The sequence below is a fragment of the Exiguobacterium alkaliphilum 12/1 genome, from assembly GCF_000714435.1.
Taxonomy (GTDB): domain Bacteria; phylum Bacillota; class Bacilli; order Exiguobacteriales; family Exiguobacteriaceae; genus Exiguobacterium; species Exiguobacterium alkaliphilum.
Genome location: NZ_JJMW01000008.1, coordinates 1 through 15,622, shown reverse-complemented (window position 1 = coordinate 15,622; position 15,622 = coordinate 1). Strand labels below are relative to the sequence as shown.

Here is a 15,622-nt window from a genome sequence, read left to right as displayed (position 1 = left end):
AAGCGTTTTCTTTAACCTGATTCAAGTTTACCTTTTCTCATAATCCGTCGCAAGTTATGTTCACCATTGTAACGAAATTCACATAAAGTTTACACAAATAAAGACGCCTCCGAGGAGGCGCCTATAGCATGACCACTTTCTTCAAATAGTTCTCCAATTGCGAGAGCGGTACCGGTTTGCTGTAATGATACCCTTGAATCAACGAACTGCTATGCTCGAGCACGAACGCGAGCTGTTCCGGCCGCTCGACGCCTTCTGTGACGATATCGAGACCGAGCGTATGGAAAGTCTGATACAACCCTTCTAACAGCGCCCGGTCGAACGTGTTTTCCGTAATCCCTTTGACGAAGTTTTGATCGATTTTAATCAAGTCGAGTTGAAGCGACTGTAGAAACGAGAGCGAGGACGTCCCAACACCGAAGTCGTCGAGGGAAATTTTTACCCCGATCGCCTTCAACGAGCTGATAAACTGTTGCAGCTCATACAGATTGCCGCCGACCTCACTTTCCGTGATTTCCACGTGCAGATTACTCGGATTGAACGTTTGATCGTGTAAAATGCGCTCGAGCTCTCCTAAAAACGAGCCATCCGCGATTTGACGTTTCGAGACGTTAATCGATAAGAACAGTTCGTGACGTGTCACGTGCTCACGCATCTCCCGAACAGCCTGACGGAGCACCCAACGTCCGATATCCGAGATGAGGCCGAGCTGTTCGGCGATTGGTATGAACAATCCGGGTGAGACTTGCCCTTTCACCGGATGATTCCAGCGGATGAGCGCCTCGACGCCGCGCACGGCGAACGGATGAGGCGAGACGATCGGTTGATAATACAGTTCGAACTCGTCTTCTTCGAGCGCACGGCGCAAATCACGTTCCATCTCGAGCGTCTGCAAGTAGTGGCTACCGTCTTCAATCTCTTGGAACGAGAGCACCCGATTTTTCCCGGACAGCTTCGCCTCGTGCAAGACGACGTCGAGACGTCCCATCAAAATCTCATACGTGTGATGCGGATGATGGGAGGCGAAGACGTCGAGTCCGATCGTCGTCGTCAGCCCGGTCACCCCGTTCACGTCGGCCCAGTCCGCCAAATCTTTCATGAGCCGTCTCGCGACCGGACGTAACTCCTCGAGTGTCCAGTTCGGATGAAGGAAGATGAATTCATCTGCCCCGATTCGGGCAACGAACCCTTCTTCTTTATAGAAGTTCAACCGCGAGGCGATATAAATCAAAGCCGCATCCCCGGTTCGGTGCCCGAACTGGTCATTGATGCGTCGAAAATCATCGAGATCGAGCCCAATCACACCGATGTGACGGTACGTCTTTCGCACGGCGGCGAAATAATCCTCGACCGCGAGTCGGTTCGGCAGTTGCGTGAGCGCATCGCGATACGCCTTATCGAGCACTTCCGCTCGCGTATCTTCGAGCGCGGCGAGCACTTCGTTCATACTCGCGGCCATCTGTTCAATCTCGTCCCGGCTCCCCGCATCGATACTGAGACGCAGGCGACTGTCGCGTTCGACCGTGATTTGTTTCAACTCGCCCCCAATTTCCATCAAACGGCGAATGACGACACGGTGGAACGTCCATAACAACGACAAGAACAGGCCGGTTCCGAGGAAGACGAGCGCGACCATCCCGAGCCGAAGCATCGACACCGTGTTCGCGTAGTGTGTCGGTTCGACGACGAACGTGATGCCGTAGTCGGTCTTGTCATACACCGTATCGAGCGGGATGACGACATGTGTCAGCCCGTCCCGCGACGTGATCATCGTATCGGTCGCTTCGGTCAGACCTACGGCGAGCGGTAACTTCGTCTGGGCACTCAAATCGGCGACGAAATGACTGCTGACGAACTCGAGCATGACGAGCGTCCCTTCGACCGGACCGCTACGGTCACTTTGGAGAATCGGATGGGTCGCATAAAACACGGGCCCGTATTCGCTCTCATAAATCGTACTGCGCGTGTTGGCGTCAGCTCGAACACGTGAAGCGATATCGGTCAAAAACGCCTGGTGCTCCGGCTCAGTCAGCGACAAGCCCTGCTTTTGGAACGTGGCGTAATGCACATCCCCGTCCCGATTTAAAAACAGCATCGCATTGACGTTCAAATTGTCGAGCGACGCCTCGCTGATGTTGCTGTCGACGAACGCCTCGTTCTTTCCTTGGACGAACGCATACGCGTCGTTCCATGCCGCCCAATCGACGAGCGTCCGCTCGAGGCTACTCTTTCGATTCGCGAGTGTCTCGGTCACGCTCGCGATCTGACTGTCGACCGCGAGCCGGTCCCGCTCCATGCTCTGTTCGATGAAATAAGGCCGGACGACAAAGAAGATGACGCCGACAAAAATGAGGATATTCAACGCCACCGCAATCATCAGTTTTGTCCGAATGCGCATGCCGACCACCTTCTTCCTTCAATCTACATCATTATTGTAGAACACGAAGTTGGCATTTCCTTCTTTTCGCATGAAAAAAAGGATGGGTTGACCCATCCTTTAAAAAATCTGTATAAGTGCTCGGTGCGCGATGTCCGATCGGTAAAACGTCTCCGGCAGTTCGAGCGTCTCAAGCGCGGCATATGCCGTTCGTCTTGCCTCTTGTAACGTCGGTTTCGTCGAGGTGAGGACGAACAACCGCCCGCCATTCCCAACAATCTCGCCATCTTGTTTCGTCGTACCGGCATGGAAGACGAGGACGTCTCCAGATAACCGCTCAAACCCGGATAACACTTGACCCGACACCGCTGTCGACGGATAGCCTTCCGCCGCCACGACGACACCAATCGTGTAAGCATCAAGCCACTCGATGGCGTACGTTTTCTTGGCGACGACGGCCTCGATGACGTCTAGGAGCGGTGAAACGAGGTTCGGGATGATGACTTCGGTTTCCGGGTCCCCGAAACGCGCGTTGAACTCAATCACTTTCGGCCCGTCAGCCGTCAAGATGAGCCCAGCGTACAGGAAGCCTTCGAACGGCGTCCCGCGTTCAACCATCGTCTTCGCGAGCGGATGGAGTACACGTTCGACCGCCTCATCATAAACGCTTCCGGCAAGGTGAGGCATCGGGCTATACGCACCCATCCCGCCCGTGTTCGGTCCTTCATCGTTGTCATAGGCACGTTTATGGTCTTGCGACGTGATCATCGGGATGACGTGGTCACCAGAGACGAACGCCATGAGCGAGAACTCTTCACCTTCCAAAAACTCTTCGATGACGACACGCGACTGTGCACCGAACTTGTCGGTCGTGAAGATGTCCGTAATGGCTTCTCTTGCTTCTTCAAGCGAGAAGGCGACCGTCACGCCTTTCCCGGCGGCGAGCCCGTCCGCCTTGACGACAAGCGGGGCGCCCATCGTCTCGATGTAACGGAGAGCCGAGGCTGCGTCCGTGAACGTCTCGTAGGCCGCTGTCGGAATGTCCGCCTGGCGCATCACTTCCTTCGCGAACGCCTTGCTCCCTTCAAGCAGGGCAGCGGCTTTCGTCGGGCCAAAAATCGGCAAGCCCTCTTTTTGGAACACGTCGACGACGCCTGCCATGAGCGCCGACTCCGGCCCGACAATCGTCCAACCGATTTGTTCTGCCTTGGCGAACGAGACGAGCGCCGTGACGTCCGTCTCTTCGATTGGCACGCACGTCATGCCGCCCATGTTGAGATTGCCCGGGGCGACGAAGACGTCATGCCCGTCCTGCTTCAATTTCCAGGCGAGGGCGTGTTCCCGCCCGCCGCGTCCAATGACGAGTACGTTCATCATATCGCTCCTCTCAGTGTTTGAAGTGTCGGACTGATGTGAACACCATCGTGATGCCATGACGGTTCGCCGCCTCGATCGACTCTTCATCTCGAATCGAACCGCCTGGCTGGATGATGGCCGTAATGCCGGCCGCTGCCGCTGCTTCGACCGTGTCGCCCATCGGGAAGAACGCATCGCTACCGAGTGCCGCACCGATGGCTCGTTCACCGGCTTGTTCGAAGGCGATTTTCGCCGCCCCGACCCGGTTCATCTGTCCAGCACCAATCCCGATTGTCGTCTCGTCTTTGGCGACGACGATCGCGTTTGATTTCACGTGTTTAACGACGCGCCAAGCGAGCTTTAAGTCTTCCCACTCAGAAGCCGTCGGGCGTCGGTCCGTCACAATTTGGCACGAGGCGTCGTCGAGCGTCATGTCATCCCCGTCTTGGACGAGCAAGCCACCGGCGACCGCCGTCAACCGTGTCCCCGTCATCTGCCCCATGTCGAGCGTCAACAGACGGAGATTCTTCTTCTCTTTCAATCGGTCAAGTGCTGCCTCGCTAAAGGATGGCGCGATGACGATCTCGAGGAAGATGTCCCGAAGAGCTTCTGCCGTCTCAAGGTCGACTTCCCGGTTCAACGCGACGATTCCCCCGAAGATTGAGACCGGGTCGGCCGCATGGGCACGTGTGAACGCTTGGTGAATCGTCTCGCCGACCGCGACACCACACGGGTTCATATGTTTGACGACGACTGCTGCCGGCTCTGTCAACTCGGTGAGCGCCTCGAGTGCCGCGTTCGTGTCTTGGATGTTGTTGTATGAGAGTTCTTTTCCGTGGAGCTGTACTGCGTTCGCGAGCGTCATCCCGTCATAGAGCGGTGTCTTGTAAAATGCCGCCTGTTGATGTGGGTTCTCCCCGTAACGAAGGTCTTGCACTTTCTCATACGTGACCGTCAACTGTTCCGGGAACGTCTCGCCGATTTGTCGTCCTAAATAGTCGGCGATTAACGCGTCGTACGCCGCTGTATGGCGGAACGCTTTCGCCGCAAGGCGTTGGCGCGTCTCAAACGACGTCCCGCCGTTCATGACTTCCTCGGCTACGACCGTGTAGTCGGACGGATCAACGACGACCGTCACGCTCGCATGGTTTTTCGCCGCAGAACGGAGCATGCTCGGTCCGCCGATATCGATATTCTCAATCGCCTCGTCATACGTCGCGTTTTCTTTTGCAATCGTCTGTTTGAACGGATACAAGTTGACGACGACATAGTCAATCGGTTCGATATGATGATCTTTCATCTGTTCGACATGCGAAGGCAAATCACGACGCCCGAGCAAACCGCCATGGACGAGTGGATGGAGCGTCTTCACGCGACCGTCGAGCATCTCGGGGAACGAGGTCACGTCCGAGATGTTTTTCACCGGTAACCCAGCCGCGACGAGTGCTGCTTCCGTCCCGCCGGTTGAAATCAGTTCGATGCCAGCCTGATGGAACGCACGCGCAAGCTCGACGATGCCTGTTTTATCTGACACACTTAATAATGCTCTCACTTGAAAACCTCCTGTTGATTGAACACTTCATGTAATACGTACGGATAGAGCGCATGCTCTGCCGCTTGAATCCGCCGGGTCGCTTCCTGACGATCACAGCCCGTGATGTCCACTTCACGTTGCGCGATGATCGGCCCTGTGTCCATCCCCGCATCGACGTAATGGATCGTGACGCCGCTGACGTCGACGCTTGCATCAAGCGCTTGCCCGATCGCGTCTTTTCCCGGGAATGCCGGGAGGAGCGACGGATGGATATTGATAATGTGACTCGGATACGCCTCGAGCAAAACGTCTCCAATCAAACGCATATAACCGGCCAAGACGATGTAGTCGACACGGAGCGCCTGGAGCAACACAAGAATCTCTTCTTCGAAATCTCGCTTCGACACATACGCTTTCGGTGTGAACGAAAAGCTCGGGATGTGATATGCATCGGCTCGCTCGAGCACTTTCGCCTCCGGTTTGTCCGTCACGAGCAAAACACACTCACCGGACAAGTCCCCCCGCTCAATCGCTTGCCAAATCGTCTCCGCGTTACTGCCGGAACCAGAAGCGAAGATGGCAAACCGCTTCACTGGTCGACTCCCATGATGCGGATGCCAGGCTTCGCGTCGACTTTCCCGATGCGGTGCGCCGTCTCCCCAGCGCGTTCAAGAGCCGCTTCGACAGCGTCCACATCTTCCGGGCGGACGGCGATCATAAAGCCGATGCCCATATTGAAGACGTTGAACATCTCTTGCTTCGAGACGTGACCGACTTGTTCGAGCCAGTCAAACACGGGCAGGCTCGGCCAGCTCGAGGCGTTGAACGTGACACCGAGTCCTTCCGGAAGCATCCGGGGCACGTTCTCGTAGAAGCCACCGCCCGTGATATGGGCCATCCCTTGGACGCGGCCTGTCGCGATGGCTGCTTTCGCCGCCTCGGCATAAATTCGAGTCGGCAGTAAGAGCGCGTTGCCGAGCGTCGTATCGAGCATGGCAATCTCGTCCGTATAGGCGAGCCCTTGCCCTTCGACGATATGACGGACGAGCGAGAATCCGTTCGAGTGAACGCCAGACGAAGCGAGACCGAGGACGATATCCCCTGCTTCAATCGTCTGCCCATCGATGAGCGCTTCTTTCTCGACGACACCGACAGCGAACCCGGCGATGTCATATTCGCCGTCCGGGTACATGCCCGGCATCTCAGCCGTCTCACCGCCGACGAGGGCACAACCCGCTTGGACACAGCCTTCGGCGACACCGGCGACGATGCGCTCGAGTTTCGCCGGTTCGGCTTTCCCGGTCGCGATGTAGTCTAAGAAATAGAGGGGTTCGGCCCCGTGGACGAGGCAGTCGTTGACGCACATCGCCACACAGTCAATCCCAATCGTATCATGTTGATCGAGCGCGAACGCGAGTTTAAGCTTCGTCCCGACCCCGTCCGTCCCGCTCACGAGAATCGGATGCTTCATCTGCATCGACCCGAGGTCGATCATCGCGCCGAAACTGCCAAGTCCCGTCATGACCTCCGGACGCATCGTCCGTGCGACGTGACGCTTCATGCGTGATACAGCCTCATAGCCTGCCTCTAAATTCACACCCGCTTGTTCATATCTTAAACTCATCGTCAGTCCCCCTCAAGCTTTTGTCTCTGTCACAAGTTCCGCCAGTTCCGTCGGATAAAGTCCGGTGAAGCAAGCGGCACACTGCCCACGCAAGTTTCCTTCAAACGGTCGGTCAATCGCGTCGACCGTTCCTTCCAATGAAAGAAATGCTAGTGAGTCGGCCCCAATCTCTTCTTTAATTTCTGTAATGGATTTAGTGGCCGCAATCAACTCTTCCTTTGATGATGTATCGATCCCGTAATAACACGGATGTTTTATCGGTGGTGACGTGATGCGGACGTGCACTTCGGTCGCCCCGGCTTCACGAAGCATCTTCACGATGCGTCGGCTCGTCGTGCCCCGGACAATCGAGTCGTCGACCATGATGACGCGCTTGCCGTTCACGACGCCGCGAAGCGCTGACAGTTTCATCTTGACGCCTCGCTCCCGTAGCTCTTGCGACGGTTGGATGAACGTCCGCCCGACATAGCGGTTTTTGATGAGCCCCATCTCATACGGGATGCCGCTCGCCTCGGCGTAACCGATGGCTGCCGAGATGCTCGAATCGGGAACACCGGTCACGACGTCCGCCTCGACCGGCGCCTCATCGAACATCTTTTTCCCCATCGCTTTACGGGCCGTATGGACGTTTACCCCGTCGATGATCGAGTCTGGCCGTGAGAAGTAGATATACTCCATCGAACACATCGCCCGGACCGCGGCTTCACTGTATCGTTCGGACGTGATGCCGTCCGCTGTGATCATGAGGAGCTCGCCCGGTTCGACGTCACGGACGTATGTGGCGCCGACGACGTCGAACGCACACGTCTCAGAAGCGAACACGTACGCCCCGTCCTCGGTCTGACCGAGCGAGAGCGGACGGAGTCCATGGACATCGACCGCGACGTAAAGTACGTCTTCCGTCAAAAAGAGAAACGCGAACGCCCCGACGAGACGGGCCAAGCTGTCCGAAATCCGTTCTTTCAGCGAGTTGCCACGACTCCGCTTAATCAAGTGGGCGACGACTTCTGTGTCTGACGTCGTCTGGAAGATCGCGCCTTCCGCCTCGAGCAGATGTTTCAGTTCGGTCGCATTGACGAGGTTCCCGTTATGCGCCATCGCCAAGTCGCCGGTGAGCGATTTAAAGTGGAGCGGTTGAACGTTTTCGAGCGTGTTCCCCCCCGCCGTCGAATAGCGGACGTGCCCGATGGCGTGATGCCCGGTCAAGGCGTCGAGCGACGGTTCGTCAAACACTTCGGCGACGAGTCCTAGCCCACGCTTCGCGTTCAACCGTTTCCCGTCCGCCGTAACGATGCCCGTCCCTTCTTGGCCCCGGTGTTGCAGACTATGCAGGCCGTAGTAGGCGAGATGAGACGCGTCGATGTGTCCGTAGACGCCGAACACACCGCATTCCTCATTCATGCCTCGGATGTCATATAACATGGAATAGCTCCTTCCCATACACGTTCCAGCTCGGTGACGTCCATCTCGATGAGGCGGTCACTCGCCCGGATAATCAGTTGTGTTGCCTCGGTCACGTGTCCGATACGCGCGGCGTTCGTCAACGTCTCGAAGCGGTCCGCTTGATCGGCCGCGACTGTGACGAGGAAGCGTGACTGTGACTCACTAAAGAGTGTCGTCACGAGATCCGTCTCGACGCTCACGTCTAAGCCGAACCCAGTCCCGAATACGAGCTCAGGAAGCGCTGCGGCGAGTCCGCCCTCTGACACGTCGTGGGCCGCTGTGACGAGTCCTTGACGAATCGACGTAAGGAGCGCTTGTTGATTCGTGCGTTCCGTCTCCAAGTCGAGTGTCGGCGCGTGTCCGCTCACTTTGCCGTCTTGTAGCATTTGCAGCGCACTGCCACCGAACTCAGGTTTCGTCTCACCGAGCAAGAAGACGACGTCGCCTGCCGTCTTGGCGAACGAAGTCGTGATATGTTCACGCTTTTCAATCAAACCGACCATGCCGACGACCGGTGTCGGATAGATAGCTGTTCCGTTCGACTCATTGTAAAGCGAGACGTTTCCTCCGATGACCGGTGTATCAAGCGTTCGACACGCTTCAGCCATTCCTTCAACCGCTTGATCGAGTTGCCAGAACCCTTCTGGTTTGTCTGGACTACCGAAGTTCAAGCAATCCGTGAGCGCGAGCGGTTCAGCCCCGCTCGCGACGATGTTGCGCGCTGCTTCAGCGACCGCGATCGCGCCGCCGACACGTGGATCGAGGTACACGTATTTGGCGTTACAATCCGTCGTCATCGCCAGCGATTTGTCTGTGTCGCGAATACGAATGACGGCCGCGTCACTGCCTGGCGCAACGACGGTCGATGTTTGGACCATATGGTCGTACTGCTCGTACACCCAACGTTTCGAGGCGATGGTCGGCATGGCAAGGACGTCTTTCCACGTCGCGAGCACATCCGTGACGACCGGTTGGACCGGTGCCATCGCTTGGAACGTTTCGTAATAGGCCGGCACTTTTGACGGCTTATGATAGACCGGTGCGTCTTCGGCGAGCGCGTCGACCGGTACTTCGGCCGCAATCTCGCCGTGATGCACAAGGCGGAGCACTTTGTCTTCGATGACTTCGCCGACTTTGATCGCATGAAGTCCCCACTTCGTGACAATCGCTTCAATCTCGTCTTCATGTCCTGCCTTGACGACGAGGAGCATCCGTTCTTGCGATTCCGACAACATCATCTCGTAAGGCGTCATCCCTGACTCCCGTTGCGGGACGAGGTCGAGGTTCATCTCGATGCCCATCCCCGCTTTTGACGCCATCTCGGCCGAAGACGAGGTGAGACCGGCCGCGCCCATATCCTGAATGCCGACGAGAGCCGGGTGCTTGATGACTTCCAAACACGCTTCGATTAACAACTTCTCCATAAACGGGTCTCCGACTTGGACGGCAGGACGTTTCTCGTCCGCATCCTCACCGAGTTCTTCTGAGGCGAACGTCGCCCCGTGAATCCCGTCACGTCCGGTCGTCGCACCGACGTACATGACCGAGTTGCCGACACCTTCCGCAATCCCTTTTTGAATGTCTTCGTGGCGGATGAGTCCGACGCACATCGCATTGACGAGTGGGTTACCAGCATAGGCCGGGTCAAACGCGACTTCCCCACCGACCGTCGGGATGCCGACACAGTTGCCATACCCGGCAATCCCTGAGACAACGTGGCCGAATAAATGTTTCACACGTGATTCGTTCAAATCTCCGAAGCGGAGCGAGTTGAGGAGCGCCACAGGACGCGCGCCCATTGAGAAGATGTCGCGGATGATGCCGCCGACGCCGGTCGCCGCTCCTTGGTACGGCTCGATCGCGGACGGATGGTTATGGCTCTCGATCTTAAAAGCGACCGCTTGCCCGTCACCGATGTCGACGATTCCAGCTCCTTCTCCCGGTCCTTGAAGGACGTGCTTCCCAGTTGTCGGGAACTTACGGAGCACAGGCTTCGAGTTTTTGTACGAACAGTGTTCTGACCACATGACCGAGAATAAGCCGATTTCCGTGTAGTTCGGGTCACGTCCGAGTAGCGAGACGACGAGCGCGTACTCTTCGTCTGAAAGTCCCATCGTCGCGTATAAGCGTGCTTCACGGATATCTTGTGCTGTCGGTTCAGTTGTAACTAGCATGTCGAGTCCCCCATTTCACCATTGAAGTGAATAATCGTTTTCCGTCTTCACTGCCAAGTAATCGCTCGACCGCCCGTTCCGGGTGCGGCATCATGCCGAGCACGTTGCCTTGTGCGTTCGTGATGCCGGCGATGTCCGCTGCCGACCCGTTCGGATTATCCGTATACGTGAAGACGATTTGCCCGTTCGCCCGAAGCATCTCGAGCGTCTCCTCGTCACAATAGTAGTTGCCTTCCCCATGTGCGATTGGGATCCGAATCGTCTCACCGAGTGCGTAGTCGCTCGTGAACATCGTCTCGTTGTTTTCGACTTTCAGCTCGACCGTCTTACACATGAACTTCAAGTCACGGTTTCGCATCAACGCACCTGGCAACAATCCTGTCTCGACGAGCACTTGGAATCCATTGCAGACACCGAATACTGGACGTCCTTCTTCAGCGAAACGTTTCACTTCACTCATGATCGGTGAAAACTGTGCAATGGCCCCGCACCGTAAGTAATCCCCATATGAAAATCCTCCCGGGAGAAGAACACCGTCGTATCCGTCTAGTGACGTCTTCGTATGGAACACGTACTCTGCTTCTTCACCCATCACGTCTTTGACCGCATGGTACATATCGAGGTCACAGTTCGATCCTGGGAAGACGATGACCGCGAACTTCATGCGAGTACCCCCATCTCAATCTCGTAATTCTCAATGACCGTATTGACGAGTAACTTCTCACACATGTCTCGGACCATCGCTTCAGTCGTCTCATCCGTGACTTGAAGTTCGATCATCTTGCCGATGCGAACCGATTCAATACCGGTGAAACCGAGATGATCTAGTCCACCTTTGACGGCGACGCCTTGTGGGTCGAGTACACTTTCACGTAATGTCACGTACACGTTTACTTTTTTCATTGGTTCATTCCCCCTATGCGTGTTAACAGCTGGCCGTACGTCTCAGTCAGTGAGCCGAGGTCTCTACGAAATACATCTTTGTCAAGTTTCTGCTTCGTCTCTTGGTCCCACAGGCGGCAAGTGTCCGGCGAAATCTCATCTGCGAGAATAATCGTCCCGTCGACTTTACCGAACTCGAGCTTGAAATCGATTAAGTCGATGCCGTGTTCTGCGAAGAAATCAAGCAACACATCGTTCACCCAAAGCCCGAGTTGTCGCAATGTTTCGACTTCTTTATGTGTGGCGACCTGCAGTAAACGGATATGATCTTCTGTCAGAAGCGGATCTCCGAGTGCGTCATCTTTATAATAGAATTCAACAATTGGTGCGAGGAGCGGTGTCCCTTCTTCCCAACCGAGTCGTTTGGCCAGGCTCCCGGCGGCGACGTTGCGAACGACGACTTCGAGCGGGATGATGTCGACACGGCGGACGAGTTGTTCGCGGTCCGATACTTTTTGAATAAAGTGCGTCGGAATCTTATTATCGTGCATCAGTTCGAACAAACGGGTCGTGATGGCGTTGGTCAATACGCCTTTGCCGTCAATCGACTGTTTCTTTTCCCCGTTGAATGCCGTTGCGTCGTCTTTATAATAAACGCGGAGCACACCCGGCTCTTCTGTCTCGTATAACGCTTTCGCCTTACCTTCGTAGATTGCTTCCATCTGTATCCGTTCCCCCTTAAAGTGAGAGGGGCATGGTGCCCCTCAACGATTACAAACCACAGCGTTCAAAAATCACATCGACACGGCGCACGTGATGGCTCGGGTCAAATAGGTCGTCGAGCTCGTCACTCGTGAAGAGTGCGCCCATCTCGGCGTCTTGTTCAATCAAAGTGCGGAACATCGTCTCTTCTTCCCACGCCTGCATCGCCTTCGGTTGCACGGCGTCATACGCGGCTTCACGTGACCAACCTTTCTCAATCAAGGCGAGCAAGATCCGTTGCGAGAAGATGATGCCGAACGTCCGGTCCATGTTGCGGCGCATATTGTCTGGGAACACCGTCAAGTTCTTCACGATGTTGCCGAAACGGTTGAGCATATAGTTCAACAAGCTCGTCGCGTCCGGTAAGATGATGCGTTCTGCCGATGAGTGCGAGATGTCGCGTTCATGCCAAAGCGGGACGTTCTCGTACGCCGTCACCATATGGCCGCGGATGACGCGGGCAAGGCCTGTCATGTTTTCAGAGCCGATCGGATTACGTTTATGCGGCATCGCCGATGACCCTTTTTGTCCTTTTGCGAAGAATTCTTCGACTTCACGTGTCTCTGTCTTTTGAAGGCCGCGAATCTCGGTCGCCATCTTCTCAATCGACGTGGCGATCAACGCGAGCGTACCCATATATTCAGCATGGCGGTCACGTTGTAACGTCTGTGTCGAGATTGGAGCGGCCTGGATGCCCAACTTGTCACAGACATACGATTCGATGAACGGGTCGATGTTGGCGAACGTGCCGACAGCGCCGCTCATCTTGCCGAACTCAATCGTCTCGCGTGCTGCCATGAAGCGTTTCTTGTTGCGCTTCATTTCCTCGTACCAGAGGGCGAGCTTCAAACCGAACGTCGTCGGCTCCGCATGAACGCCATGGGTACGACCCATCATGATGTCGTATTTATGCGCTTTCGCCTTTTCAGCAAGAATGTCGATGAACCGATCCAAGTCTGCTTCTAAAATATCGTTCGCTTGCTTAATCAAGTAAGAGAGCGCTGTATCGACGACATCCGTCGACGTCAATCCGTAATGGACCCACTTCTTTTCTTCACCGAGTGTCTCAGAGACGGCACGGGTGAAGGCAATCACGTCATGACGCGTCTCTTGTTCAATCTCAAGGATTCGTTCGACATCGAATGAGGCTTGATCCCAAAGTACCTTGACGTCCTCTTTTGGAATGACACCTAACTCGCTCCACGCCTCGCAAGCGTAAAGCTCGACTTTGAGCCAAGCGTCAAACTTGTTCTCATCGGTCCAAATGGCCGCCATCTCAGGGCGGGTATAACGTGAAATCATAAAACAGTCTCCTTCCAAATTGCCAGTTGTTCGATGGTATGAAGCGCCTCGTCGACAGAAGGGGCAAGTACGTTCAAGTGGCCCATCTTCCGTCCGGGTTTCGCTTCGTCTTTCCCATACAGATGTAGTTTAACATTCGATGGTAAACGCTGCGGGTTCAGTTTTTGCATATGTTCCCCGAGCAGGTTGACCATGACAACCGGTGTGTGTAACGTCGTATGACCGAGGGACATGCCCGTCACGGCACGAATATGTTGCTCGAATTGTGACGTCTCGCATGCATCGATCGTGTAATGGCCTGAGTTGTGAGGTCGTGGTGCGAGTTCATTCACGTAAAGGGAACCGTCTGGCATAACGAACAGTTCGACTGCGAGCGTTCCAATCAACCCAATCTGATCCGCAAGCTGTAGCGCCAGATGACGTGCGTCTTCTATGATGTCTTCGGAAAGACGGGCCGGGACAATCGATAGATGTAAGATGTTGTTTTGATGAACGTTCTCGCTAATCGGGAACGTCGTCGTCTCGTGAACGCCTCGTGTCACGATGACCGATATCTCTTTTTCAAAAGAAAGCCACGCTTCGGCGACGTATTCATCCTCACGGAACTGATCGGTGAACGAATGGACATCCTGCATCGTCCGGACGACCGTCTGTCCTTTGCCATCGTATCCAAATCGACACGTCTTGATGACAAATGGCAACCCGAGTAACTCTTGGGCTCGTAAGACGTCTCGTACAGAACGTACCGGCACATACGGGGCGACCCGTAACCCAGCCGACTCAATCATCTGTTTTTCGAGCAATCGGTGCTGCGTTGCTTTCAACACGTCCATGCCTTGCGGGCACTTATCGCGAATCGCTTCAATCATTGCGGTCTCGATGTTCTCGAACTCATATGTGATGACGTCGGTACGCGCTGCGAGTTCTTTTGCTGCCTCGACGTCGTCAAAGTTTGCGACGATACTCGGTGCCACTTGAGCCGCCGGTGCGCGTTCAGCTGGGTCAAGGCTGAGTGTCTCGTACCCCATCGCACTTGCACTGAGTGACATCATTCGTCCAAGTTGGCCTCCGCCTAATATCCCGATTCTCATTAGACGAGTTCCTCCGTTCCATGCATCGCCATCTCTTTTTTCTCTTGGCGATATTGCGTAAGGCGATCGGCGATGTCCATTGAATGAATGCTAAGGATTTGTGCCGCGAGAAGGCCGGCATTCGTGGCGCCTGCTTGTCCAATCGCGACCGTCGCGACCGGTACACCGGCCGGCATTTGGACGATGGATAGAAGTGAATCGAGTCCGTTCAACGCTTTCGATTGAACGGGTACACCGATGACTGGCAACGTCGTCTTCGCGGCCACCATCCCCGGAAGGTGGGCAGCCCCGCCTGCACCGGCGATGATGATTTGAATCCCGCGGTCTCGTGCCTTTTCAGCATATTCGAACATCAGATCAGGTGTGCGATGCGCCGACACGACTTGTTTCTCATATGCGATGTGGAGCGTATCAAGCACGGCACATGTATGTTGCATCGTCTCCCAGTCAGATGAACTGCCCATGATTACACCAACTGTCTTCACTTCAGCGTCCCCCTTAAAATAAAGAAATCCCTAAACCGATTCGTCAGTTTAGGGTATAGACCACGACAAAAAAATGTCGACTATACCCCATAGTCTGACCAGAATCGGTGATCAGGTAGAAACTTGCAAGCCATTTCCTTGCGATTATATGGAGCGATATTTGATTTTCTTAACTCACACGCCTATCGTACCTTGTTCTTTGAAAACATGTCAACAAAGTGCGAACATTTTAATTGTCTGAATATTTATCGTTCGCTTTTAACTCATTCTCAGTACGTAAAAAAACCGCCCTCATAAAAGGACGGTTTGGCATCATGGTTTGAGAGCAACGCACTCAAATAAAATCGATTGATGGGAATGTACAGGTTCGTCTTTGGTTCCCGTTTTTTCAAAGACAGGCTTTTCAATCCTACGTACCGGGCGATACCCCATTTGAGCGATGCGATCTAAACACTCACCGACCGTCTCGTTTGGCTCGACGTATACTTTGATTTTTTTGGCCATCTGTTCTTCCTCTCTTTCATTTGAATGACGATATAAAAAAGCGGCGGCCCTTGAGCGAATGCTCCAGAACCACCGTTTGCCTGGCGAC

General features: G+C 54.9%; 14 protein-coding genes and 1 riboswitch. All 14 genes read right to left on the bottom strand.

The window, feature by feature from the left end; translation table 11 throughout:
- Positions 1-121: 121 nt before the first annotated feature.
- On the bottom strand, positions 122-2,398 hold the full coding sequence (locus RT52_RS00235; protein WP_245175435.1) for a putative bifunctional diguanylate cyclase/phosphodiesterase: 2,277 nt from the start codon (positions 2,396-2,398) through the stop codon (positions 122-124).
- A gap of 99 nt (positions 2,399-2,497) precedes the next feature.
- On the bottom strand, positions 2,498-3,751 hold the full coding sequence (gene purD, locus RT52_RS00230) for a phosphoribosylamine--glycine ligase (protein WP_034814337.1): 1,254 nt from the start codon (positions 3,749-3,751) through the stop codon (positions 2,498-2,500).
- Between the two features lie 13 nt (positions 3,752-3,764).
- Positions 3,765-5,285 carry a bifunctional phosphoribosylaminoimidazolecarboxamide formyltransferase/IMP cyclohydrolase gene (gene purH, locus RT52_RS00225; RefSeq protein WP_034814335.1) on the bottom strand — a complete coding sequence of 507 codons (1,521 nt, stop codon included), beginning with the start codon at positions 5,283-5,285 and terminating at the stop codon, positions 3,765-3,767.
- Positions 5,282-5,860, bottom strand: coding sequence for a phosphoribosylglycinamide formyltransferase (gene purN, locus RT52_RS00220; protein WP_034814333.1), 579 nt, complete (start codon positions 5,858-5,860; stop codon positions 5,282-5,284). Before purN ends, purH begins: the two co-directional genes overlap by 4 nt.
- Positions 5,857-6,891 (bottom strand): phosphoribosylformylglycinamidine cyclo-ligase, encoded by a 1,035-nt coding sequence (gene purM / locus RT52_RS00215; protein ID WP_034814331.1) that lies wholly within the window; start codon positions 6,889-6,891, stop codon positions 5,857-5,859. Before purM ends, purN begins: the two co-directional genes overlap by 4 nt.
- A 12-nt stretch (positions 6,892-6,903) precedes the next feature.
- On the bottom strand, positions 6,904-8,313 hold the full coding sequence (gene purF, locus RT52_RS00210; protein ID WP_034809034.1) for an amidophosphoribosyltransferase: 1,410 nt from the start codon (positions 8,311-8,313) through the stop codon (positions 6,904-6,906).
- Positions 8,289-10,508: a phosphoribosylformylglycinamidine synthase subunit PurL gene (gene purL / locus RT52_RS00205; RefSeq protein ID WP_034814329.1), complete on the bottom strand. Its 2,220-nt coding sequence runs from the start codon at positions 10,506-10,508 to the stop codon at positions 8,289-8,291. The genes purF and purL overlap by 25 nt, the downstream gene beginning before the upstream one ends.
- Positions 10,492-11,172 carry a phosphoribosylformylglycinamidine synthase subunit PurQ gene (gene purQ, locus RT52_RS00200; RefSeq protein ID WP_034814328.1) on the bottom strand — a complete coding sequence of 227 codons (681 nt, stop codon included), beginning with the start codon at positions 11,170-11,172 and terminating at the stop codon, positions 10,492-10,494. Before purQ ends, purL begins: the two co-directional genes overlap by 17 nt.
- Positions 11,169-11,411: a phosphoribosylformylglycinamidine synthase subunit PurS gene (gene purS, locus RT52_RS00195; protein ID WP_034814326.1), complete on the bottom strand. Its 243-nt coding sequence runs from the start codon at positions 11,409-11,411 to the stop codon at positions 11,169-11,171. Before purS ends, purQ begins: the two co-directional genes overlap by 4 nt.
- Positions 11,408-12,112 carry a phosphoribosylaminoimidazolesuccinocarboxamide synthase gene (gene purC, locus RT52_RS00190; RefSeq protein ID WP_034814324.1) on the bottom strand — a complete coding sequence of 235 codons (705 nt, stop codon included), beginning with the start codon at positions 12,110-12,112 and terminating at the stop codon, positions 11,408-11,410. The genes purS and purC overlap by 4 nt, the downstream gene beginning before the upstream one ends.
- Before the next feature lie 49 nt (positions 12,113-12,161).
- Positions 12,162-13,454, bottom strand: a complete 1,293-nt coding sequence (purB, locus tag RT52_RS00185; RefSeq protein ID WP_034809043.1) for an adenylosuccinate lyase — start codon at positions 13,452-13,454, stop codon at positions 12,162-12,164.
- Complete coding sequence (gene purK / locus RT52_RS00180) at positions 13,451-14,545, bottom strand: 5-(carboxyamino)imidazole ribonucleotide synthase (RefSeq protein ID WP_034809044.1); 1,095 nt, start codon at positions 14,543-14,545, stop codon at positions 13,451-13,453. Before purK ends, purB begins: the two co-directional genes overlap by 4 nt.
- Entirely contained in the window at positions 14,545-15,009 is a 465-nt protein-coding gene (purE, locus tag RT52_RS00175) for a 5-(carboxyamino)imidazole ribonucleotide mutase (RefSeq protein WP_034809045.1), read from the bottom strand. The genes purK and purE overlap by 1 nt, the downstream gene beginning before the upstream one ends.
- Positions 15,010-15,100: 91 nt before the next feature.
- A riboswitch (purine riboswitch) is annotated at positions 15,101-15,202 on the bottom strand.
- Positions 15,203-15,342: 140 nt separating this feature from the next.
- A partial coding sequence (locus RT52_RS00170) for an NETI motif-containing protein (protein WP_338042310.1) occupies positions 15,343-15,622 on the bottom strand: 280 nt, incomplete at its 5' end.

Coding starts and splice junctions, on each gene's coding strand:
- RT52_RS00235 (WP_245175435.1), bottom strand. CDS start 2,398: ATGCGCATTCGGACAAAACTGATGATTGCGGTGGCGTTGAATATCCTC.
- purD (WP_034814337.1), bottom strand. CDS start 3,751: ATGAACGTACTCGTCATTGGACGCGGCGGGCGGGAACACGCCCTCGCC.
- purM (WP_034814331.1), bottom strand. CDS start 6,891: ATGAGTTTAAGATATGAACAAGCGGGTGTGAATTTAGAGGCAGGCTAT.
- purF (WP_034809034.1), bottom strand. CDS start 8,313: ATGTTATATGACATCCGAGGCATGAATGAGGAATGCGGTGTGTTCGGC.
- purL (WP_034814329.1), bottom strand. CDS start 10,508: ATGCTAGTTACAACTGAACCGACAGCACAAGATATCCGTGAAGCACGC.
- purQ (WP_034814328.1), bottom strand. CDS start 11,172: ATGAAGTTCGCGGTCATCGTCTTCCCAGGATCGAACTGTGACCTCGAT.
- purS (WP_034814326.1), bottom strand. CDS start 11,411: ATGAAAAAAGTAAACGTGTACGTGACATTACGTGAAAGTGTACTCGAC.
- purC (WP_034814324.1), bottom strand. CDS start 12,112: ATGGAAGCAATCTACGAAGGTAAGGCGAAAGCGTTATACGAGACAGAA.
- purB (WP_034809043.1), bottom strand. CDS start 13,454: ATGATTTCACGTTATACCCGCCCTGAGATGGCGGCCATTTGGACCGAT.
- purK (WP_034809044.1), bottom strand. CDS start 14,545: ATGAGAATCGGGATATTAGGCGGAGGCCAACTTGGACGAATGATGTCA.
- purE (WP_034809045.1), bottom strand. CDS start 15,009: ATGGGCAGTTCATCTGACTGGGAGACGATGCAACATACATGTGCCGTG.